The sequence below is a fragment of the Streptomyces sp. SP18CS02 genome, from assembly GCF_036322365.1.
Classification (GTDB): domain Bacteria; phylum Actinomycetota; class Actinomycetes; order Streptomycetales; family Streptomycetaceae; genus Streptomyces.
Genome location: NZ_JAQYXC010000254.1, coordinates 74,537 through 95,044, shown reverse-complemented (window position 1 = coordinate 95,044; position 20,508 = coordinate 74,537). Strand labels below are relative to the sequence as shown.

Here is a 20,508-nt window from a genome sequence, read left to right as displayed (position 1 = left end):
ATGTCCTTCCCACTGCTCACCGCGACGGCCGCGCTCCCGGCGGTCGGTGCGATCGTCACGGCCGCCGTGCCGGCTGCCCGCCGCACCGCCGCCAAGTGGCTCGCGCTGCTGTTCTCGCTCGCCACGTTCGTGCTCGCCGCGATCGTGACGGTCCGTTTCGAGCCCGGTGGCGACCGCTACCAGCTCGTCGAGTCCCATGCCTGGATCAAGGACTTCGGGGTCCGGTACGAGCTGGGCGTGGACGGCATCGGGGTGGCGCTCATCGCGCTCACCGCGCTGCTGATCCCGTTCGTGATCCTCGCGGGCTGGCACGACGCCGACCCCGTGGAGACCGAGGCGCCGGCGGGCTCGCGCTGGCGGCCGACCCAGGGCTTCTTCGCCCTGATCCTGATGGTCGAGGCGATGGTGATCCTCTCCTTCGAGGCCACCGACGTCTTCCTCTTCTACATCCTCTTCGAAGCCATGCTCATCCCGATGTACTTCCTCATCGGCGGCTTCGGGGACCGGGCGCACAAGGGCAGCGACGAGAACGCCGCGGCCCAGCGCTCCTACGCCGCGGTCAAGTTCCTGCTCTACAACCTGGCCGGCGGACTGATCATGCTCGCCGCCGTCATCGGGCTGTACGTCGTCGCGGGGAACTTCTCGCTCACCGAGATCGCCGAGGCCCGCGCCGACGGCTCCCTCGACATGGCGACCACCACCGAACGGCTGCTGTTCCTGGGCTTCTTCTTCGCCTTCGCGGTCAAGGCGCCCCTGTGGCCGCTGCACACCTGGCTGCCCAACGCGATGGGGGAGGCGACCGCCCCGGTGGCCGTCCTCATCACGGCCGTGGTCGACAAGGTCGGCACTTTCGCGATGCTGCGCTTCTGCCTCCAGCTCTTCCCGGAGGCATCGAAGTGGGCCACGCCCGCCATCATCGTGCTGGCCCTGATCAGCATCGTGTACGGGGCGCTGCTCGCGGTCGGCCAGCGGGACATCAAGCGGCTGGTCGCCTACGCCTCGATCTCGCACTTCGGCTTCATCATCATGGGCATCTTCGCGATGACCAGCCAGGGGCAGAGCGGGGCGACGCTCTACATGGTCAACCACGGGATCTCGACGGCCGCGCTGATGCTGGTGGCCGGGTTCCTGATCTCACGGCGCGGCTCGCGCCTGATCGCCGACTACGGCGGGGTGCAGAAAGTCGCGCCGGTACTCGCCGGAACCTTCCTGATCGGCGGTCTGGCCACGCTCTCGCTGCCCGGTCTGGCGCCGTTCGTCAGCGAGTTCCTGGTCCTGGTCGGCACGTTCGCCCGGTACCCGGTGGCCGGGATCATCGCGACCACCGGCATCGTCCTCGCCGCGCTCTACACCCTCGTCCTGTACCAGCGGACGATGACGGGCCCGGTGAAGGAGGAGGTGCGGTCGATGCCTGACCTCAGGCCGCGCGAACTCGCGGTGATCACGCCGCTGATCGCGCTGCTGCTCCTCCTGGGTGTCTACCCGAAGCCGCTGACCGAGATCGTCGACCCGGCCGTGCGGCACACCATGTCCGACGTACAGCAGAAGGACCCCCGGCCCGACGTGGAGGCGGCGAAGTGAGTGCAAACGCTGTCCACAGCCTGTGGACGACAGCCGCCGAGCCGGTCGACAAGATCACCGCGCCGGTCATCGAGTACACCCAGCTGGCACCCACGCTGATCGTGGTGGGCGCGGCCGTCGTCGGCGTCCTGCTCGAAGCCTTCGTGCCGCGCCGCAGCCGCTACTACGCCCAGGTCTTCCTGACCGTCGTGGCGCTGGCCGCCGCCTTCGCGGCGGTGGTCGCCCTCGCGGCGGGCGGGTACGGCAGCACCAAGGCGCGGATCGCCGCGATGGGCGCCATCGCGGTCGACGGGCCCGCGCTGTTCCTCCAGGGCACCATTCTGCTGGCCTCGCTGGTCGCCGTGTTCACCTTCGCCGAGCGGCGGCTCGACCCGGCCCGCCACGGCCACCGGGTCGACTCGTTCGCCGCCGAGGCCGCCGCCGTACCGGGCAGCGACCAGGAGAAGGCGGCCGTCAAGGCCGGGTTCGCCACCACCGAGGTGTTCCCGCTGGCCCTGTTCGCCGTCGCGGGCATGCTGGTCTTCCCGGCCGCCAACGACCTGCTGACGCTCTTCATCGCGCTGGAGGTCTTCTCCCTGCCGCTGTACCTGCTGTGCGCCGTCGCCCGCCGCAAGCGGCTGATGTCGCAGGAGGCGGCGGTCAAGTACTTCCTGCTGGGCGCCTTCTCGTCGGCGTTCCTGCTCTTCGGCATCGCCCTGCTGTACGGGTACGCGGGCTCCGTGTCGTATGCCCGGATCGCCGACGTCGTCGACGGGTCGGTCTCCTCCGTGGACCCGGCGCTCGCCGCCACCATGGGCAACGACGTCCTGCTGCTCATCGGCTTCGCGATGGTCCTGACGGGTCTGCTGTTCAAGGTGGGCGCGGTGCCGTTCCACATGTGGACGCCGGACGTCTACCAGGGCGCGCCGACGCCGGTCACCGGCTTCATGGCGGCGGGGACCAAGGTGGCCGCGTTCGGCGCGATGCTGCGGCTGCTGTACGTGGTGCTGCCGGGCCTCGCCTGGGACTGGCGGCCCGTCATGTGGGCCGTCGCCATCGTCACCATGCTGGCCGGTGCCGTCGTCGCGATCACCCAGACCGACATCAAGCGGCTGCTCGCGTACTCCTCGATCGCCCACGCCGGCTTCATCCTGGCCGGTGTCATCGCGGCCAACCCGGACGGTGTCTCGTCCGTCCTCTTCTACCTGGGCGCCTACTCGTTCGTGACGGTCGGCGCGTTCGCGGTCGTCACGCTGGTCCGCGACGCGGGCGGCGAGGCGACGCACCTGTCGAAGTGGGCCGGACTGGGGCGGCGTTCACCCCTGGTCGCGGCGGTCTTCGCGGTGTTCCTGCTGGCCTTCGCGGGGATTCCGCTGACCTCCGGCTTCACCGGGAAGTTCGCCGTGTTCAAGGCGGCGGCGGAGGGCGGCGCGGGAGCCCTGGTCGTGGTCGGCGTGATCTCCTCGGCGATCGCCGCGTTCTTCTACATCCGGGTCATCGTGCTGATGTTCTTCAGCGAGCCGAAGGCCGACGGCCCGACGGTCGCCGTCCCGTCGCCGCTGACGATGACCACCATCGGGGTGGGGGTGGCGGTCACCCTCGTGCTGGGGCTGGCGCCGCAGTACTTCCTCGACCTGGCCAACCAGGCGGGCGTCTTCGTGCGCTGACCGGCTGTCCGCGCCACCCGAAGGGCCCGGCTCCCCGTGGGGGACCGGGCCCTTCGCCCTGTTCCGCCCACGGGGCCGCTCGTGCCATCGTGGACCATCACCGGATATTGGTCTGGACCTGTCAGGGGTCGGGGCGAGGGGAGCGGACGATGCGCGGCACCACGGTGTTACCAGGGACGGGATGCGCGGACGTGGAGGAGGGGGCACTGCCCATGCACCGGCTGGAGGTGCCGATGCCCAATGTGATGCCCTTCGCCATCGGCACCTTCGACACCATCGGCCCGATGTCCCGTGCGTCCTTCCCGCACCGGCACACCTTCTACGAGATCGTCCATGTCACCGGCGGCACGGGGACCCATGTCATCGACCTCACCGGCTGGCGACTGCACCCGCCGCACCTCTGCGTCATCGCCCCCGGCCAGGTCCACCACTGGCAGGACGCGACGGGCCTGGAGGGCTCCGTCGTCCTGTTCACCGAGGACTTCCTGATCGACCACCCCGGCGACCGGGACCACCTCAGACGCCTGGGCGAACGGCCCTGGCTGACGCTGGACGAGGCCGCCCACGCGTGGACGGGGCGGCTCGTCGCCGAACTCGACGACGAGTACCGGCGAGGGGCGGCCGGATTCGAGTCCGTACTCCGGGCCCTGCTCCACATCCTCGTCGTCCGGGCGGGGCGGCTGCCCGGACCGGACACGGCACCGGAGCCCGTGCCCGCCCCCTCCGGCCCCGCCGCGCCGCCCGCCTCCCGTGCCGCCTCGGTGGCGGAGGAGTTCACCCGGCTGATCTCCGGTACGGACCCGTCGCTGTGGGCGGTCGGCAGCTGCGCCGAGCGCATCGGGGTCACCACCGGCTACCTCGCCGAGGCGGTCAAGGCCGCCACCGGCAGGACCCCCGGCCAGCTCATCCGGGAGGCCCGTACGCACGAGGCCAAACGGCTGCTGGCCAGGACCGACCTGACCGTACGGCAGGTCGCCGACCGCGTCGGGCTCGCGGACCCCGCGTACTTCTGCCGCTTCTTCCGGCGCGAGACCGGGGTCAGCCCGGGCGACTTCCGGCGCGGCGGCGATATACACCACGACCACCGGATCGAGTCCATCGCCCGTACCGGACCCGCTGCGTAGGTTCATTGCCGACCCCACCACCGCCCCCTCATGAGGAGCAGGCATGGACGGCGAACCCACGACCCCCGCCCGATCCACCGGTCACCCCAGCCGCAAGGCGGTGCTCCGCGCCGCGCTCGCCGCCTCCATCGCGGCACCCGCGGTGCTGATGGGAGTACCGGCACTGGCCCGCACTGTCAGCGGCAGCGGTCAGGCCCCCGCCCTGACACCGTCCTGCGACGACGGGGACGACCCGACCCCGGCACAGATGGAAGGGCCGTACTTCAAGCCGAACTCGCCCCGGCGCACCTCCCTGCTGGAGCCGGGCGGCCAGGGCACCCGCCTCACCGTGACCGGTTATGTCTTCGGGCTGGCCTGTCTGCCGCTGAGCGGGGTCCTGCTGGACTTCTGGCAGGCGGACGTGAACGGCGCCTACGACAACGTGGGGTTCCGCTTCCGCGGTCACCAGTTCACCGACGCCAAGGGCGCGTTCACGCTCACCACGATCGTGCCGGGCCTCTATCCGGGCCGCACCCGCCATCTGCACGTCAAACTGCAGGCACCCGGCCGCCCCGTCCTCACCACCCAGCTCTACTTCCCGGGCGAGCCGCGCAACAACACCGACTCGCTGTTCGACCCGCGGCTGCTGATGACCGTGCGCGACGCGGGCGGCGCCAGGGAAGCCGCGTTCGACTTCGTGCTGAACGTCCCGCAGACCCCCGGGCCCGGCCCCACCCCGAGCCCGACCACTCCTCCCCCCGGCGGCTCGGCCTGGGCGGTGGGCACCACCTACCGCCCGGGCGACCGCGTCACTCACGGCGGGCGGGGCTACACCTGCCTCCAGAGCCACACGGCGCAGGCCGGCTGGGAGCCGTCGTCGGCACCGGCGCTGTGGCGGGCCGAGTGACGGTCGCGGGCCGGTGACCCGGCCGGGCACCGGTTTTGAGGGAGACCGGTGACCCGGCCGGGCACGCCCGGGGAGGGGAGGGCCGGTGGTCCGCGGTCACCGGCCTTGGGGAGCGTCCGGAAGGTCCGGCCCGCCCGCCCGAGGGCGGGCCGGGCGGGACCCATGGACACGAACCCCGGGCGGCGGTGTCCGGCAGGCCCCACCTGCCGGACACCGCCGCCCGGCGGCGCGTTCGGGCGCGGGAGGCGTACGCCCGGTCGGAGTCCGGGGCGCCGACGCCGACGCCGGTGCGGGTGCGGTGCGGGGTACGCATCGTCCGCCAGGTGCTCGGTCGGCGGCACGGCAGGGGCGCCTCTCCCGGGCACCTCGGCGAGGTCCGTCCCGAGCCGGTCGAGCCGGTCGAGCCGGTCGACCGCGCTGATCCGCCTGATCCGCCTGATCCGCCTGATCCGCGCTGACGGGGTCAGCGTGCGGGATGCGCCACTACCGCCCGCCACGCCCCCGCCACCACGGCAGCCGTCACGGGACGATCCGGCCGGTGACCTCGCCCAGGCCGACCTTCATGCCGTCGGGACCCGGCGCCCAGGCCGTGAGGGTGACCTCGTCGCCGTCCTGGAGGAACGCCCGCTTCCCGTCGGTCAGCTCCAGCGGCTCCTGGCCGTTCCAGGTCAGCTCCAGCAGCGAACCGCGCTGGTGCACCTCCGGGCCGCTGACCGTGCCGGAACCGAAGAGGTCACCCGTGCGCAGCGAGGCTCCGTTGACCGTCATATGGGCCAGCTGCTGCGCCGCCGTCCAGTACATGGTGGCGAACGGCGGCTCGGAGACGACCTCGCCGTTGATCCGCACGGTGATCCGCACGTCGAAGCCGCCGGGCTCCTCGTCCGCCGCGTCGTCCAGGTAGGGCAGGAGCGGGAAGTCCCGCGCCGGCGGGTCGACCCGGGCCGCGTCCAGGGCCTCCAGCGGGGTCACCCACGCGGAGACGGAGGTGGCGAAGGACTTGCCCAGGAACGGGCCCAGCGGCACGTACTCCCACGCCTGGAGGTCGCGCGCCGACCAGTCGTTGAGCAGCGACAGCCCGAAGACGTGGTCGCGGAAGGCGCCGAGCTCCACCGGGCGGCCGTGCTCGGAGGGGGCGCCGACCACGAAGCCGACCTCCGCCTCGATGTCGAGCTTCACCGACGGCCCGAACACCGGGGCGGGGTCCGAGGGCGCCTTGCGCTGACCCGAGGGGCGTACGACATCGGTACCGGAGACGACGACCGTGCCGGAACGGCCGTGGTAGCCGATCGGCAGGTGCTTCCAGTTGGGCGTCAGCGCCTCGCCGTCGGGGCGGAAGATCCGGCCCACGTTGGTGGCGTGGTGCTCGCTCGCGTAGAAGTCGACGTAGTCCGCGACCTCGTACGGCAGGTGCAGGGTGACCTCGGACAGGGGGTGCAGGTGCGGCTCCACGCCGGCCCGGTGCGCGGGCACCGTCACCCAGGCGGTGAGCGCCCGGCGCACGTCGCGCCATGCCGTGCGCCCCGCCGCCAGCAGCGGGTTGAGGCTCGGCTGTGCCAGCAGCGCCGCGTAGGGCGAGCCCAGGGCGTGTGCCGCCGCGCCCGCGTCCAGCACATGGTCGCCGATGCGGACGCCGACACGGCGGCCGGGCTCGTCGGCGGTGCTGAAGACGCCGTACGGGAGGTTGTGCGGGCCGAAGGGGTCGCCTTCGGCCAGGTCGAGCGGGCTCTGCTCGGGCATCGGTGCTTGCCTCGCTTTCCACGTGTGTGGGGGACACGTTACGACGGCGTCCGGTGCCGGCGGCAGGGGCTCAGGAGTGCCCGGGGCATCAGGCGGTTGTACGCGGAACGTGTTTCTCCCAGGTGCGGTGGAAGACCACCTCACCGCCGTCCTTGCAGATCACCTCGGAGCGGGTGTGGAAGCGGGCCGCGTCGCAGGTGATCTCGGAGCGCGTCTCGACGTCCACGTCCCATGCCAGGTCCGGGCGGTGCAGGCGGACCTTCCACTCCGCCCGGGTGCGGGCGGAGAGCGGGTCGTCCTCGTCGACGGTGTACGTCTCCAGGGCGTCCTCGGTGCATTCGAGACCGTCCGGGTGGACCCGCGTGCCCTCATGGCGGGGATCGGCCTCCAGACGCCATTCGCCCCGGGCGACATCGCGGACGACCAGCCGCTCGGGACGCTGCTCGTCGAGTGTCGCCGGGACGTGCACGCCCAGCGGCTCGGCCTGCTCGGGCTCCTCGAAGGTGATCCCGTCGGTGGTGTGCGCCCGGACGGGCAGCAGGAGGAAGCTGCCGGCCGGGTCGAGGGTGAAGCCGCCGGCGTCCGGCCGGGGCCAGATCCAGGGCCAGTACGAGGAGGAGAGGGCCAGCCGGACGCGGTGGCCGGGCCGGAACGCGTGGCCGATGCCGCTCAGCTCCAGGACGGTGTTCCCGGCGGGCTGGGCGGGCCCTGCGGTCCCGGCCTTCTCCTCGTCGGGCGCGTGGGGTGCCTGGGGTGCCTGGGGTGCGTGGGGTGCGTGGGGTTCGGGGTCCGGGGGCGCCTCCGCCCGGGAGAGGTTGAGCGCGCCACGGGTGACCAGGGTGGAGGACCCGTCGGGAGCGACGTCGCAGAGCCGGGCGGCGATCTGTCCAGTCGGGCCCTCGGCGCGCAGCGCGAGGCTCACCCGTGGCCGGCCGAGGATCTCGATCGGGCCGCCGTCCGGGGGGACGGGGAAGTCGAAGCAGGCCGAGTGGGCGTCCTCGGAGCGCTGGTCGGACGGCAGGTCCGCGTCGTTGCCGACCGGGCGGAAGGAGCCGGCGTCCAGCCCGGTCCACTGCGGGGAGCGGACCCGTACGGGGGCGCCCCCGAGGGCGTACCGGACGGCGGCGACGTGCGGGGACGGCCAGCTGTCGTCCCCGACCCAGCGGCCGGGGGCCCGGGCGGGCCGCCGGCTCCCGGCGTCTCCCCGCCGAGGGCGGAGGAGGGCGCCGCCCCGGCGATCCAGGAGCGCAGCAGGGGCTCGGACATGATGCCCGTGTCGGTGCCCCTGAGGTGGTGGTCCCACCAGCGCAGGGTCTCCTGGAGGAAGCCGATCGCCGGACCCGGCGGCGCACCCCGGTCCGGATATTGGTGCGGCCAGAGGCCGATCAGGCCCCGTACCCGGTCGGAGGGCAGGTCCCGGACCAGGCGCAGGACGGTGTCGTGGTGCGGATCGGGCCAGCCGCCGACCGCGAGGACGGCCGCCCGGATCGCGGAGCGGCCCTCACCGAGGCCGGCGTGACGCCAGTACGCGTCGCGGGTCTGGTGCTCCAGCCAGAGGGGGAGGAGGGGCGTCACCGCTTCGAGCCGCTCCAGCCACATCCCGCGCCACGCGTCACCCGTGTACAGGGGGTCCGGCGGCCGGGACACGAGCGACAGCAGGGCCGCCGCCGAGGAGTGCGCGCCGGCGGCGAGGAGCGAGCCGCCCCTGTAGTGGACGCCGTTGTCGTAGGGGTCGTCCGTCGAGCAGACGGTGACGACCGCCTTCAGCGGCCCGGGTGCGAGGGCCGCGATCCGCAGCGGGTCGCAGCCGCCCCCGGAGATGCCGAACATGCCCACCCGGCCGTCGCACCAGGGCTGTCCGGCCACCCACTCGACCACGGCCACGCCGTCGGCCGGCCCGGCGGCGCCGTACGGGTCGCCGGGGAGCCCCTCGCTGTTGCCGTGGCCGCGCGCGTCCACCCGCACCGAGGCGTAGCCGTGCCCCGCGTACCAGGGGTGGCGCTGCCGGTCGCGGGGCGCGGTGCGGTCGGTCGACCGGTCCGGCAGGTACTCCACGAGGGCGGGGACGGGCCCGTCGGTGAGCGGGCGCCAGATCCGGGCGTACAGCCGGGTGCCGTCCGGGAGGGGGACGCGGGTGTCCTCGTGGGCCGTCTCGTAGGGGAAGGAGGTGCGGATGCGCATGGCGGGACCTCGGTGGGCGGGGGCCTCAGGGGACGGGTGCGGGCGCCGGCGCCCGGGTGCCGGGGCGGGATCCGGGCGCCGGCGACGGCTGCGCCCGGATCCCCCGGCCGCGCGGAGAGGGCATGATCGTCCTCGGGGGCGGCTTCTTGACGTTCCCGCCCGACTCGTCGATATCGCTCATGGTTCGGGACAAATGCCTTGCTCCTGGTCGTATCAGCTGTTCCTGAACATACCGGGGGTGGCGGGAAGGCGCCCATGGTGATCGAAAGGCGACCGGATACGCTGACTTGAGTGAATCCAGCGACACATCGACAATCCGTGTGATCGTCAGCAGACAGGAGATCCCCTCGTGACCGTCGTCGGGCCGTTCGGGCTGAGCGTGCGGGACCAGGCTCTCGAAGCCGATGTCCAGGCCGGATTGGCGGCTGTCGAGGCAGGGCTCCTCGATGCCACCAAGAGCGAAGTGCCGTTCATCACGGAGGCAGCCCAGCACCTGGTACGGGCCGGCGGCAAGCGCTTCCGCCCGCTGCTGGTGATGCTCGCCGCGCAGTTCGGCGACCCCTACGCGCCGGGCATCGTGCCCTCGGCCGTGGTGGTCGAGCTCACCCACCTGGCCACGCTCTACCACGACGACGTCATGGACGAGGCCGATGTACGCCGGGGCGTGGACAGCGCCAACGCCCGCTGGGGCAACTCGGTCGCCGTCCTGACGGGTGACTTCCTGTTCGCCCGCGCTTCACACATTCTGGCGGACCTCGGGCCCGAGGCCGTACGCATCCAGGCGGAGGCGTTCGAGCGCCTGGTCACCGGCCAGATCCTGGAGACCGCCGGTCCGCGCGACGGGCGCGACCCGGTCGAGCACTACCTGGACGTCATCGGCGGCAAGACCGGCTCGCTCATCGCCGTCTCCGGGCGGTTCGGCGCGATGATGTCGGGCGCCGACGAGCGCGTCGTGGACATCCTCACGCAGTACGGCGAGCGGCTCGGCGTCGCCTTCCAGCTCGCCGACGACGTGCTGGACATCGCCTCGGACTCGCACGAGTCCGGCAAGACCCCCGGTACGGACCTGCGCGAGGGCATCCCGACCCTCCCGGTGCTCCGCCTGCGGGCGCGGGCGGCGGCCTCCGGGAAGCCCGAGGACCTCGCCCTGGTGGAGCTGCTGGACAGCGACCTCACGGACGACGGGCGGCACGCCGAGGCGCTGCGGCTCCTGCGGGCCCACCCGGCGCTGGAGCAGGCCCGCCGCGACACCGTGCGGTACGCCCAGGAGGCCCGGGCCACGCTGGCGCCGCTGCCGGAGTGCTACGCGAAGGCCGCGCTGGAGGAGCTGTGCGACCTGGTGGTGCACCGGGCCGGCTGACGGCCTCTCCGGCGCGCCCCGCGTGCGCCGGACCCTATGCCGCCGCGTGCCCCTGTGCCCGTGTGCCCGCGTGTTTGTCCCTGTGCCCGTGTGTCCGTGTGCCCGTACGTCTCGCCGCCGGGCGCCGGTCGCGGCACCGGGGCCCGGACGTACGCCATTCGGCGGTATGCGCCGGGGTGAGCCGTACCCCTTCGCGTGCGGGCGGGCGGCTGCGCCGTGGAGCTGCCCGGACGGGACGCCGGGCGCCGTGCGGGGGAGCCGTCTCAGGGTCGGGTCATCCCAGAGCAGTACGCCAAGTTGATCCCCGGGACTGACGCTTCCGAGGGCGCCTTCCGGTCAGATGATGAGTACCACTCCTCACGTACCCGGCCGGTCCGGGTGACAATGGCGGCGCGGGGTGGACGGGTGCAGACCGGACGGCAGGCCGCCGACCACGGAGGTAGCGCACATGGCACCGAACGACAGCACACAGACCACCGAAGAGAGCCGGGATCCTTCCACCGGTCGCCGCAGGGCGGCCCGGTACGTGGTTCCGGTCGCGGTGGCCGGGGTGGCGGCGGCGACCATCGGGCTCGTCCCGGCGCTCGCGGCCCCCGGCGACCCCGAACTGCCGAAGATAACGGCCCAGCAGCTCATCGAGAGGATCGCCGCGTCGGACGTCGAGCAGCTCTCCGGCACGGTGAAGGTCACCACGGACCTCGGTCTGCCGTCGCTGGCCGGCCTGGAGGGCCTGGCCCCCGGCGGCGGCTCGGGATCCGGGTCCGCCGCTCCGCAGGACAAGTTGATGGAACTGGCCTCCGGCACGCACACCCTGCGGGTGGCGGCCGACGGACCGGACCGGCAGAAGCTGTCCGTGCTGGACAAGGCGGCGGAGTACAGCCTGATCCACAACGGCGCCGACGTGTGGGCGTTCGACAGCGCCTCGAACGAGGTGTTCCACGACAGGGCCGAGGCCCCCTCGGGCGCCCGGCCCGACGCCGCGAAGCCGGAGGCACCGGCCGGCAAGGACATCCCGGCCACGCCGAAGGACTTCGCCGACGAGGCCCTCAAGGCGGTGGACGACACCACGTCGGTGACCGTCGACGGGACGACCCGGATCGCCGGCCGTGACGCGTACCAGCTGGTCATCAAGCCCAAGCAGGGCGGCTCGACCATCGGCTCGGTCAAGGTCGCGGTCGACGCCGAGAAGGGCGTTCCGCTGAAGTTCACGCTGATGCCGAGCGGTGGGGGCAAGGCCGCGATCGACGCGGGCTTCACCACGGTGGACTTCGCCAGGCCGGACGCCTCCACGTTCGACTTCAAGGCGCCGAAGGGCGCCAAGGTGACGGAGGCCGACGAGGCCGGGAAGGCGGCCGGGGTCCCCGAGGGTCACGGCAAGCCGTCCGCCGACGACCTGGCGGCCCTGGAGGACTTCCAGGGGCTGAACGTCCTGGGCAAGGGCTGGACCTCGGTCGCCGAGATCTCCGCCCCGGGCGGCAAGGGCGTCCCGAAGGGCGAGGGCGGCCTCCCGGCGGAGGCCCAGGGCTTCCTGGACGCGCTGGGCGACAAGGTGACCGGCTCGTTCGGCTCGGGCACCGTCTTCAAGACCCGCCTGGTGAACGCCCTGATGACGGACGACGGCAGGATCTCCGTCGGCGCGGTCACCCCGGACACCCTGGTCGCCACGGCGAACGCCGCGAAGTAGCCGAGAGACGGCAGGTCGCGCACCGGCCCGGGGCACGTACCCGGGCCGGTGCGCCTGTACGGGCCGGCGCAGGCACGACGGCGGGCCGGCGCACGACGGCGGGCCGCGGGCGTCCGCCGTCGTAGCCTGGGCCGGGAAGCGGCCCGGCAGGCGTGCCCGGCAGGGATGTAACCGCAGGGATGTGCGGCGGGCAGGCGACGAGCAGGGCAACGGACAGGGCGACGGGCAGGCCGGCGGGCGAGGAGGGGCATGAGCGCCGTCATCGAGACGCGGGGACTCACCAAGCGGTACGGGGGCGGCCGGCCGGCCGTCGACGGGCTGGACCTGGACGTGCCCGCCGGAAGCGTCTTCGGCTTCCTGGGGCCCAACGGATCGGGCAAGACCACCACCATCCGGATGCTCCTGGGACTCGTCGAACCCACCGGTGGCACCGCCTCCGTGCTCGGGCGGCCCATGCCCCGCGCCGGCCGCACGGTGCTGCCGCAGGTGGGCGCGTTGATCGAGGGGCCCGCCCTGTACGGGCACATGAGCGGACGCGACAACCTGGCCCGCTACGACGCGGCCGACCCCACCGCCGATCCCCGCACCCGGCGGGCCCGGGTCGGCGCGGCCCTGGAGCGCGTCGGCCTGACCGCCGCCGCCGGAAGGAAGGCCAAGGCGTACTCGCTCGGCATGAAGCAGCGGCTCGGGCTCGCCGCCGCGCTGCTCCAGCCGCGCAGGCTGCTCGTCCTGGACGAACCGACCAACGGCCTCGATCCCCAGGGCATGCGGGAGATGCGGACGCTGGTCAGGGAGCTGGCCGCGGACGGTACGACCGTCTTCCTCTCCTCGCACCTGCTGGACGAGATCGAGCAGGTGTGCACGCACGTGGCCGTCATGGCACAGGGCCGGCTGATCACCCAGGGACCGGTCGCCGGGCTCGCGGCGGGCGCCCGTGGGCGGCTGGTGGTCACCACACCGGACCTGGGCGACGCCGCCCGGCTGCTCAAGGAGCTGGGAGTGACCGATCTCGTCGTCGCCGAGGACCGGGTGAGCGGGGAAGTCCCGGACGTGACGGCGGAGTTGGCCGACCTCAACGCGCGGCTCGTGCGCGGCGGCGTCCGGGTCCGCGGCTTCGGCGTCGAGCGGGCCTCGCTGGAGGACGCGTTCGTCGCCCTGACCGGGGAGGGCTTCGATGTCGCGGGCTGACACGCTCGTACGGTCGCTCGGTCTGTTCCGCTCGGAGCTCGGCATCACGTTCCGCCGGGGCCGGACGCTCGCGCTGCTCGGCGTCCTCGCCGCCGTACCCGTGCTCATCGGGATCGCCCTCAGGATCCAGACGGGACCGGACAGCGGCGGGGCCGCGCACGGACCCGCGTTCCTGACGCAGGTCACCAACAACGGGCTGTTCCTGGTCTTCGCCGCACTCGCCGCGACCCTGCCGGTCTTCCTGCCGATGGCCGTCGGGGTCGTGGCCGGGGACGCCGTCGCGGGCGAGGCACACGCCGGGACCCTGCGCTATCTGCTGGTCGCCCCGGCCGGGCGGACCCGGCTGCTGTGCGCCAAGTACGTCGCCACGCTGGCGTTCTGCCTGGTCGCGACGGCCGTCGTGGCGGTCTCCGCGCTCGTCGTGGGCGCTGCGCTCTTCCCGCTGGGAGAGGTGACGACCATCTCGGGGACGACGATCCCGTTCACCGAGGGGCTGGCGCGGGCGGCCGCGATCGCCGTCGTGGTGGCCGCGTCCCTCGCCGGTCTCGCGGCGCTCGGCCTGTTCGTGTCGACCCTGACGAGCAGCGGTGTCGCGGCGATGGCGACCACCGTCGGCCTGCTGATCACCGCTCAGATCCTGGACACGATTCCGCAGCTGGACGCGATCCACCCCTATCTGTTCCCGCACCACTGGCTGTCCTTCGCGGATCTGCTGCGCGAACCGGTCCACTGGGACGGGGTGCTGGACAACCTCGCCCTCCAGGGCCTGTACGCCGCCCTCTTCGGATCGGCGGCCTGGGCGCGCTTCGCCGCGAAGGACATCACCACCTGACCGGGCCGGCGGGGCGGGCGGCTCGCAGGGGCTTCGCCGGGCAGGGGCTGCCCGGGCACGGGGAAGCGCAGGTGCCGGGGCCGGGAACCCGGGCACCTGCGCCGGAGAGGCCGCGCCGGAAGGAGTCCGTCCGGAGGGCGGCTGGGCCGGGGCCAGGGGTCGGGCCGTCGTCAGGCCCCTGGCCCCGGGGTCTCAGAAGGTCAGGCGGAAGGCGTTGATGTAGCCGGTGTCCTGAGCCGCGATGTCCTGGACCCGCAGCTGCCACGCGCCGTTCGCCGCCTCGCTCGACGCGTCGACCGTGTAGGTGGTCTGCACGTTGTCGGCCGAGTCGTTGCTGCTGCTGTTCTTCAGGCGGTACGCCGTGCCGTCCGGCGCGACGAGGTCCACGACCACGTCACCGCGCCAGGTGTGGACGATGTCGACGCCTGCCTTCAGCGTGGCCGGGGCGTTCCCGGTACGGCCGGAGACGTTGACCGTGGACGTGACGGCCGTGCCGTTGTCGGGGATGGCGACATCGGCGGTGTTCTCGTACGTGTCACCGGCCGGCGGCTCCGTCGTACCGGCGGACAGCGTCCATACGGCGTGCGCGACGGCGTCGCTGTTGCGGTCCAGCGCGGTGTCGTTGATGTTGGCGGTGGTGTCGCAGGAGGAGTGGTAGCAGCGGTCGAACGCCTGGCCGGCCGTTCCGCCCCACTTCTGTACCTGGGCGCTCGTCTTCGTACGGCTCGCACCGGTGAACAGGCCGCCGACGGGGATGCCGACGTTCTTGAACGAGGCGTGGTCGGATCGGCCGTCGCCCTCGGTCTCGATCTCCGTCGCGACGCCGAGACCGGCGAAGTAGTCCTTGAAGGTCTTCTCGATGGCCGGGTCGTCGTCGTAGACGAAGTAGCCCGGGTTGGGCGAGCCGATCATGTCGAAGTTGAGGTAGCCGGAGAACTTGGCGCGCTCGGTGGACGGCAGGCTGTTGACGTAGTACTTGGAGCCCACCAGGCCCAGTTCCTCCGCGCCCCACCAGCCGAACCTGAGGTGCTTCGCGGGCTTCAGCTGGGCGCGGGAGACGGCGAGCGCGGTCTCCAGCACCGCGGCGGAGCCGGACCCGTTGTCGTTGATGCCGGCTCCGGAGGAGACGGAGTCGAGGTGGGCGCCGGCCATCAGGACCTGGTTGGCGTCGCCGCCCGGCCAGTCGGCGACGAGGTTGTAACCGGTGGCACCGCTGGAGGTGAACTGCTGGACCGTGGTGGTGAATCCGGCGGCGTCCAGCTTGGCCTTCACGTAGTCGATGGACGCCTTGTAGCCCGCGCGGCCGTGCGCGCGGTTGCCGCCGTTGGCGGTGGCTATCGACTGGAGCTGGGCGAGGTGCGCCTTGACGTTGGCTATCGGTATGTCCGGCGCGGCGGCGGCCGCGGCCGCCGAGGGTGCGGCGGCGGCCGAGGGCGCCGCGGTGGCGGCGGGTGCGGCGGTGGCGAGCAGACCGGCCAGGACGAGCGCCGTGGCGGTCGCCGTGCGTCTGGACACGCGGTACGCGGAGAGGTTCATGTGGGGGCTCCGGATTCCGTACGGGGACAGGACGGAACGTGCGAGACGCCCCGCGGCGTCGGTGGCGCGGGGCGTTGGAGCTGCTGGTGCGGGTGCGAGGTGCGTGTGAATGTTCGATGCGCGCCTGATGTGGCGTCAAGGGCGTAATCCGGTCACCGGTGTTCGCTGAACGGACAGCCGGCGTCCCCCTGCCGTTCTACTGCACGCAGAATTCGTTGCCCTCGGGGTCGGCCATGACGGTCCACTCGCCGCCCGGCTCCTTCACGTGGCGCAGCACGGTGGCCCCCAGCGCGGTCAGCCGGGTGACGTGTTCGTCCCGCCGGGCGGAGCCGGCGTGCAGATCGAGGTGCAGGCGGTTCTTGGTGGTCTTCGCCTCGGGAACGCGCTGGAAGAGCAGCCGCCTGCCGAGGCCGATGCCGGTCTCCTCCTCGCGGGGATCGTCCGGATGGCGGACAGCGATCAGATCGCGCCATGCGCGGCGGCCGTTCACCTCGACGACGTCATCCGCCGATACGTACCCCTGGGCGAGGAGGCGCTCGATGAGGGCGCTGTTGTCCTCGACCAGGTAGCCGAGCGCCTGGGACCAGAAGGCGGCCTGGGCGTGCGGGTCGGAGGCGTCGATCACGAGTTTCCACTGGAGCGTCGTCATGTAACCACTTATAGTGGTTACATGACGGAGTCGGCAACGGGTCTCACCCTGTACACGCCGGAGGGTCGCCCCTACGGGTTCGATCCCGGCGCCCTGTGCCTGGAGCTGCTGCCGACCGGCGGCCCGGGGCCCCTCGCCCGCTACGAGGTGCTGGACACCCCCGCCGGGTTCCGTTCCTGGGTGGCGGCCTGCCGTCTGGCGCCCGGCCTCGACCTGGATGCCGGGGAGGAGGAACTGGCCGCCGTGCGGGAGCTGCGGGACGCCCTGCTCGGACTCGCCGCGGCCCGGGCCGGTGGCCGGGCGCTGCCGGGAGCGGGCCTGGCCGTGGTGAACACGGCCGCGAGCCTCCCGCCCCTAGCCCTGCGCATGACGCGGGACGGCGCCCGGGAGTGGGCGCCGGGTGCCACGGTCCCCGGGCTGCTGTCGACGCTCGCCCGCGATGCGATCGACCTGTTCACCGGCCCGTACGGGGACCGGATACGCGCCTGCGAGGCGCACGACTGCGCGCTGCTGTTCGTCGACACCTCACGCCCCGGCCGGCGCCGGTGGTGCGCGATGGAGCGGTGCGGCAACCGTCACAAGGTCCGGGCCCATCGCGCCCGTACCCCTCCGGAAGGACACACCATGCCCACAGGTCTCACCCGGGACGCCGGCTGGGAGATCGGCGTCTCGAAGACCCTGCCCCTGTCGGCCGCCGAGGTCTGGGACTTCCTCGCGAGCCCCGAGGGCGTCGCCCTGTGGCTCGGCGCGGACGGGCCGCTCCCCGCGGAGAAGGGCGCGGCCTATGTGACGGTGGACGGTGTGCGCGGCGAAGTGCGCGGCTACCGCCCCGGTGACCGTATCCGCGTCACTCACGGCAGTACGACGGTCCAGGTCGCCGTCTCCGGCGCGCCGAACGGCAAGGCCGTGCTCCGCTTCCATCAGGAACACCTGTCGAGTGCGGCGGAGCGCGAGGAGCGCCGTACGCACTGGCGTGCCGTTCTGGCGACGGTGGAGGAGGCGCTCTCCGCAGGCGCGGAGCGCCGGCGAGGGGACTGAACCGGGAGGACGGCGGCCCCGGCGGCCCGGCCCGGGCGGGTCACGGCCGGGACCGCAGCGGAACCGGGTGCCGTCGGCTGCGGTCGGGTGAACGGCGCCGCCGGTCCGGGGCGCAGGCCCCGGCGAAGACGGCCGGCCGAAGCCCGGGGCGCCGCGAGGGCCCGACCTGCCACAGGCGCTCACCTGTACGCGCGGGACACGGGTGTTGACCGGAACCGGGCAGCCCGTGCGGGCCGGCCCACACCTGCGCGCCCGAGACCTTGGGCCCAAGGTCCCCGCGGGGTCAGACCCGCGGGGACTCCGTCTGCTGCGGCAGCGCCGGCTCGGGCACGACCGCGCCCCCCGCGGCGGCCGCGGCCAGCCGCAGCGCCTCGGCCCGGTTGCGGCGGGCGGTGCGCAGCGCGTCCCAGGTCAGAAGGGTGAGGGCCAGCCAGACCAGGGAGAAGCCCGCCCACCGCTCCGCGGGCATCGCCTCGTGGAAGTAGACGACGCCCAGCAGGAACTGGAAGACCGGGGCCAGGTACTGGAGCAGACCCAGCGTCGACAGCGGCACCCGGATCGCCGCCGCCCCGAAGCAGATCAGCGGCACGGCGGTGACCAGGCCGGTCGCCGCGAGGAGCGCCGCGTGGCCGGTGCCGGAGGCGCCGAAGGTGGCCGTGCCCTGGGAACCCAGCCAGATCAGATACGCCAGCGCGGGCAGGAACTGGACGGCGGTCTCGGCGGCCAGCGACTCCAGGCCGCCGAGGTTGACCGTCTTCTTCACCAGGCCGTACGTGGCGAACGAGAACGCCAGCGTCAGCGAGATCCAGGGCGGCCGCCCGTAGCCGATCGCCAGTACCACCACCGCGGCGAAGCCGATGCCGACGGCCGCCCACTGCACGGGCCGCAGCCGTTCCTTCAGAAGGATCACGCCCATGGCGATGGTGACCAGTGGGTTGATGAAGTAGCCGAGCGAGGCCTCCACCACATGGCCCGTGTTCACGGACCAGATGTAGAGCCCCCAGTTGACCGTGATCACGGCCGCGGCGACGGTTATCAGGCCCAGCTTGCGGGGCTGGCGCAGCAGTTCGCGGATCCAGCCCCATCGGCGCAGCGCCAGGAGCGCGACAGCGACGACGGCCAGGGACCACACCATCCGGTGGGCCAGGATCTCGACCGCCCCGGAGGGCTTGAGGAGGGGCCAGAAGAGGGGGACGAGCCCCCACATGCCGTAGGCGCCTATGCCGCAGAGCAGCCCCACCCGCTGGTCGCCACCGCTCTTCGCCGTCACCGGTTCGTTCTTCCCCGTCACTGGCCCGCCGCCTTCCGCCCCGCCCTGCGCTGTCCTGTCGAAGAAGGTAGCGCCGCACGGGACGAGCTGTCATGTCCGTACCGCGATACGGTCATGACCAACGGGGTCCGCAGTCACCGGTCACCGGTCACCGGTCACCGGCAACCGGTCACGGGCCAGGGGTGGCGGTCCGCGCTCAGCGGTCCGCGAGCGCCCGCGCCACCGTGTCGGCCAGTGGGGTCGTCGGGCGTCCGATCAGCCGGGACAGGTCGCCGCTGGTGCGGGCCAGCAGGCCGCGGCCGATCGCCACGTCCACGTCGACCAGGATCGCGGCGAACGGCTCCGGCACGCCCGCCCCGGTGAGGACCGCCAGGTGCGCCTCGGCCGGGACGTCGTTGTACGTGACGGCCCTGCCGGACTGGCCGGCGACCTCGGCCGCGTACTCCGCGAGGGACCACGCCGTGTCGCCGCTGAGCTCGTAGGCCCGGCCCAGGTGGCCCTCCCCGGTGAGGACGGCGGCGGCCGCCGCCGCGTAGTCGGCGCGGGTGGCGGAGGCGACCCTGCCCTCGCCCGCGTTGGCGACGACGGCGCCGTGCTCCAGCACCGGGGCGAGGTGGTCGGTGTAGTTCTCGGTGTACCAGCCGTTGCGCAGGAAGGTGTACGGCAGGCCCGAGTCGATGATCAGCTGTTCGGTGGCCTTGTGCTCGGCGGCCAGCTGGAAGTCGGCGTCGGGGCCGCCCAGCACGCCGGTGTAGGCGAGCTGCGCGACGCCCGCGGCCTTGGCGGCGTCGATCACGGCGGCGTGCTGAGGTACGCGCCGCCCGACCTCGCTGCCGGAGATCAGCAGGACCCGGTCGCCGGCTTCGAAGGCGCCGGCGAGGGTCTCGGGGTGGTCGTAGTCGGCGATCCGCAGTTCGACGCCGTCCGCCGCCAGGTCCGCGCCCTTCTCCTTGTCCCGCACGACGGCGGCGATCCCGGCCGCGGGGACGCCCTGGGCCAGGAGGGAGTCGATGACGAGGCGGCCCAGCCGGCCGGTGGCTCCGGTGACAACGATGCTCATGGGGGGATTTCTCCGTTTCCTGTAGCTCTGCCACCGACTCTACGGCTAGCGCTAACTTATGGAAAGTACCCACTTTGAAGTAAGGTACTGGCATGAGCGTACGTACTGAGGGCGGTGCCGGACGGATTCCCCGGCCCGACGTGAACGAGGCGATGTGCCCGTCCCGTCTGGTGCTGGAGCACGTCACCAGCCGGTGGGGCGTGCTGGTGCTGGCCACGCTGCTGGAGCGCTCGCACCGCTTCAGCGAGCTGCGCCGGGCCATCGGAGGGGTCAGTGAGAAGATGCTCGCCCAGACCCTCCAGACGCTGGAGCGGGACGGGTTCGTCCACCGCGACGCCAAGCCCGTCATCCCGCCGCGGGTCGACTACTCGCTCACCCCGCTGGGCACGGAGGCCGCCGAGCAGGTGTGGGCGCTGGCCCGCTGGACGGAGCGGCGCGTGGACGCGGTGATGGCGGCCCGGTCGGCGTACGACGAGACCAGGGGCTGACGACGCACCGGCCCGGGGCCTCCGGGCCGGGACCCGGGGTCTTGGGGCGGGGGTCTCCGGGGCGCGGCGCCGGTGGGTCGGTTCCGAGAGTGCGGGGTGCGGGGTGCGGGGTGCGGGTGCCGGTTCCGAGGGCGTGGGGGCGGGTGCCCGTCCGGGGGCGGCGTTCCGGGGTGCCGGTTCCGGGGGCGGCGAAGGGCGCCCTCCACCGGAGGGCGCCCCTGGGGGTGTCTCGCCGATCTTGCCGGGCT

At 73.0% G+C, this 20,508-nt stretch carries 15 protein-coding genes and 2 pseudogenes; 11 read left to right on the top strand and 6 right to left on the bottom strand.

The window, feature by feature from the left end; genetic code table 11:
• The 4 genes from PUR26_RS04755 to PUR26_RS04740 all read left to right on the top strand — a co-directional run bounded on the left by PUR26_RS04755 (window position 1) and on the right by PUR26_RS04740 (window position 5,237).
• Window positions 1-1,581 (top strand): NADH-quinone oxidoreductase subunit M, encoded by a 1,581-nt coding sequence (locus tag PUR26_RS04755; RefSeq protein WP_329869636.1) that lies wholly within the window; start codon window positions 1-3, stop codon window positions 1,579-1,581.
• Window positions 1,578-3,227: an NADH-quinone oxidoreductase subunit NuoN gene (gene nuoN / locus PUR26_RS04750; RefSeq protein WP_329869503.1), complete on the top strand. Its 1,650-nt coding sequence runs from the start codon at window positions 1,578-1,580 to the stop codon at window positions 3,225-3,227. The genes PUR26_RS04755 and nuoN overlap by 4 nt, the downstream gene beginning before the upstream one ends.
• 149 nt (window positions 3,228-3,376) lie before the next feature.
• Complete coding sequence (locus PUR26_RS04745) at window positions 3,377-4,351, top strand: helix-turn-helix transcriptional regulator (protein WP_329869501.1); 975 nt, start codon at window positions 3,377-3,379, stop codon at window positions 4,349-4,351.
• 43 nt (window positions 4,352-4,394) lie between these two features.
• Window positions 4,395-5,237, top strand: a complete 843-nt coding sequence (locus PUR26_RS04740) for a dioxygenase family protein (RefSeq protein WP_329869499.1) — start codon at window positions 4,395-4,397, stop codon at window positions 5,235-5,237.
• A 519-nt stretch (window positions 5,238-5,756) separates the two neighbouring features.
• Here the strand turns inward: PUR26_RS04740 and fahA are convergent.
• Together fahA and PUR26_RS04730 are read right to left on the bottom strand one after the other, a co-directional pair.
• Window positions 5,757-6,974: a fumarylacetoacetase gene (gene fahA, locus PUR26_RS04735; protein ID WP_329869496.1), complete on the bottom strand. Its 1,218-nt coding sequence runs from the start codon at window positions 6,972-6,974 to the stop codon at window positions 5,757-5,759.
• Window positions 6,975-7,062: 88 nt separating this feature from the next.
• Window positions 7,063-9,155: pseudogene (locus PUR26_RS04730) on the bottom strand (CocE/NonD family hydrolase).
• Between the two features lie 349 nt (window positions 9,156-9,504).
• Here PUR26_RS04730 and PUR26_RS04725 point away from each other — a divergent pair.
• The 4 genes from PUR26_RS04725 (at window position 9,505) to PUR26_RS04710 (ending at window position 14,219) form a co-directional block, all read left to right on the top strand.
• Window positions 9,505-10,515, top strand: a complete 1,011-nt coding sequence (locus tag PUR26_RS04725; RefSeq protein WP_329869495.1) for a polyprenyl synthetase family protein — start codon at window positions 9,505-9,507, stop codon at window positions 10,513-10,515.
• A gap of 448 nt (window positions 10,516-10,963) precedes the next feature.
• Window positions 10,964-12,199, top strand: a complete 1,236-nt coding sequence (locus tag PUR26_RS04720; protein ID WP_329869493.1) for a LolA family protein — start codon at window positions 10,964-10,966, stop codon at window positions 12,197-12,199.
• Window positions 12,200-12,448: 249 nt separating this feature from the next.
• The gene (locus tag PUR26_RS04715; RefSeq protein ID WP_329869491.1) at window positions 12,449-13,387 is read left to right on the top strand and encodes an ABC transporter ATP-binding protein; all 939 of its coding nucleotides are present in this window, start codon (window positions 12,449-12,451) and stop codon (window positions 13,385-13,387) included.
• Complete coding sequence (locus PUR26_RS04710) at window positions 13,374-14,219, top strand: ABC transporter permease (RefSeq protein WP_329869489.1); 846 nt, start codon at window positions 13,374-13,376, stop codon at window positions 14,217-14,219. The genes PUR26_RS04715 and PUR26_RS04710 overlap by 14 nt, the downstream gene beginning before the upstream one ends.
• A gap of 192 nt (window positions 14,220-14,411) precedes the next feature.
• Here the strand turns inward: PUR26_RS04710 and PUR26_RS04705 are convergent, their stop codons facing one another.
• On the bottom strand, window positions 14,412-15,755 hold the full coding sequence (locus tag PUR26_RS04705; protein ID WP_329869487.1) for a M28 family metallopeptidase: 1,344 nt from the start codon (window positions 15,753-15,755) through the stop codon (window positions 14,412-14,414).
• Window positions 15,756-15,951: 196 nt separating this feature from the next.
• Window positions 15,952-16,404, bottom strand: a complete 453-nt coding sequence (locus PUR26_RS04700) for a VOC family protein (protein ID WP_329869485.1) — start codon at window positions 16,402-16,404, stop codon at window positions 15,952-15,954.
• Window positions 16,405-16,425: 21 nt separating this feature from the next.
• On the opposite strand from PUR26_RS04700, the pseudogene PUR26_RS04695 reads away from it, so the two are divergent.
• A pseudogene (locus tag PUR26_RS04695) lies at window positions 16,426-16,947 on the top strand (CGNR zinc finger domain-containing protein); the annotation flags it as partial.
• A gap of 81 nt (window positions 16,948-17,028) precedes the next feature.
• Window positions 17,029-17,442 carry an SRPBCC family protein gene (locus tag PUR26_RS04690; RefSeq protein ID WP_329869634.1) on the top strand — a complete coding sequence of 138 codons (414 nt, stop codon included), beginning with the start codon at window positions 17,029-17,031 and terminating at the stop codon, window positions 17,440-17,442.
• A gap of 283 nt (window positions 17,443-17,725) precedes the next feature.
• On the opposite strand, the gene rarD is transcribed toward PUR26_RS04690, so the two are convergent.
• Window positions 17,726-18,649: an EamA family transporter RarD gene (gene rarD / locus PUR26_RS04685; RefSeq protein WP_443076975.1), complete on the bottom strand. Its 924-nt coding sequence runs from the start codon at window positions 18,647-18,649 to the stop codon at window positions 17,726-17,728.
• A gap of 259 nt (window positions 18,650-18,908) precedes the next feature.
• Window positions 18,909-19,772 (bottom strand): SDR family oxidoreductase, encoded by an 864-nt coding sequence (locus tag PUR26_RS04680; RefSeq protein ID WP_329869482.1) that lies wholly within the window; start codon window positions 19,770-19,772, stop codon window positions 18,909-18,911.
• Between the two features lie 92 nt (window positions 19,773-19,864).
• Between PUR26_RS04680 and PUR26_RS04675 the strand changes: the two genes are divergently transcribed.
• Entirely contained in the window at window positions 19,865-20,260 is a 396-nt protein-coding gene (locus PUR26_RS04675; protein WP_329869481.1) for a winged helix-turn-helix transcriptional regulator, read from the top strand.
• Window positions 20,261-20,508 lie beyond the last annotated feature (248 nt).

What these genes read in the sequence shown, in the direction of transcription:
- PUR26_RS04755 (WP_329869636.1), top strand. Translation starts at nt 1, where the DNA reads ATGTCCTTCCCACTGCTCACCGCGACGGCCGCGCTCCCGGCGGTCGGT.
- PUR26_RS04745 (WP_329869501.1), top strand. Translation starts at nt 3,377, where the DNA reads ATGCGCGGCACCACGGTGTTACCAGGGACGGGATGCGCGGACGTGGAG.
- PUR26_RS04740 (WP_329869499.1), top strand. Translation starts at nt 4,395, where the DNA reads ATGGACGGCGAACCCACGACCCCCGCCCGATCCACCGGTCACCCCAGC.
- fahA (WP_329869496.1), bottom strand. Translation starts at nt 6,974, where the DNA reads ATGCCCGAGCAGAGCCCGCTCGACCTGGCCGAAGGCGACCCCTTCGGC.
- PUR26_RS04720 (WP_329869493.1), top strand. Translation starts at nt 10,964, where the DNA reads ATGGCACCGAACGACAGCACACAGACCACCGAAGAGAGCCGGGATCCT.
- PUR26_RS04715 (WP_329869491.1), top strand. Translation starts at nt 12,449, where the DNA reads ATGAGCGCCGTCATCGAGACGCGGGGACTCACCAAGCGGTACGGGGGC.
- PUR26_RS04710 (WP_329869489.1), top strand. Translation starts at nt 13,374, where the DNA reads ATGTCGCGGGCTGACACGCTCGTACGGTCGCTCGGTCTGTTCCGCTCG.
- PUR26_RS04705 (WP_329869487.1), bottom strand. Translation starts at nt 15,755, where the DNA reads ATGAACCTCTCCGCGTACCGCGTGTCCAGACGCACGGCGACCGCCACG.
- PUR26_RS04700 (WP_329869485.1), bottom strand. Translation starts at nt 16,404, where the DNA reads ATGACGACGCTCCAGTGGAAACTCGTGATCGACGCCTCCGACCCGCAC.
- PUR26_RS04690 (WP_329869634.1), top strand. Translation starts at nt 17,029, where the DNA reads ATGCCCACAGGTCTCACCCGGGACGCCGGCTGGGAGATCGGCGTCTCG.
- rarD (WP_443076975.1), bottom strand. Translation starts at nt 18,649, where the DNA reads ATGTGGGGGCTCGTCCCCCTCTTCTGGCCCCTCCTCAAGCCCTCCGGG.
- PUR26_RS04680 (WP_329869482.1), bottom strand. Translation starts at nt 19,772, where the DNA reads ATGAGCATCGTTGTCACCGGAGCCACCGGCCGGCTGGGCCGCCTCGTC.
- PUR26_RS04675 (WP_329869481.1), top strand. Translation starts at nt 19,865, where the DNA reads ATGAGCGTACGTACTGAGGGCGGTGCCGGACGGATTCCCCGGCCCGAC.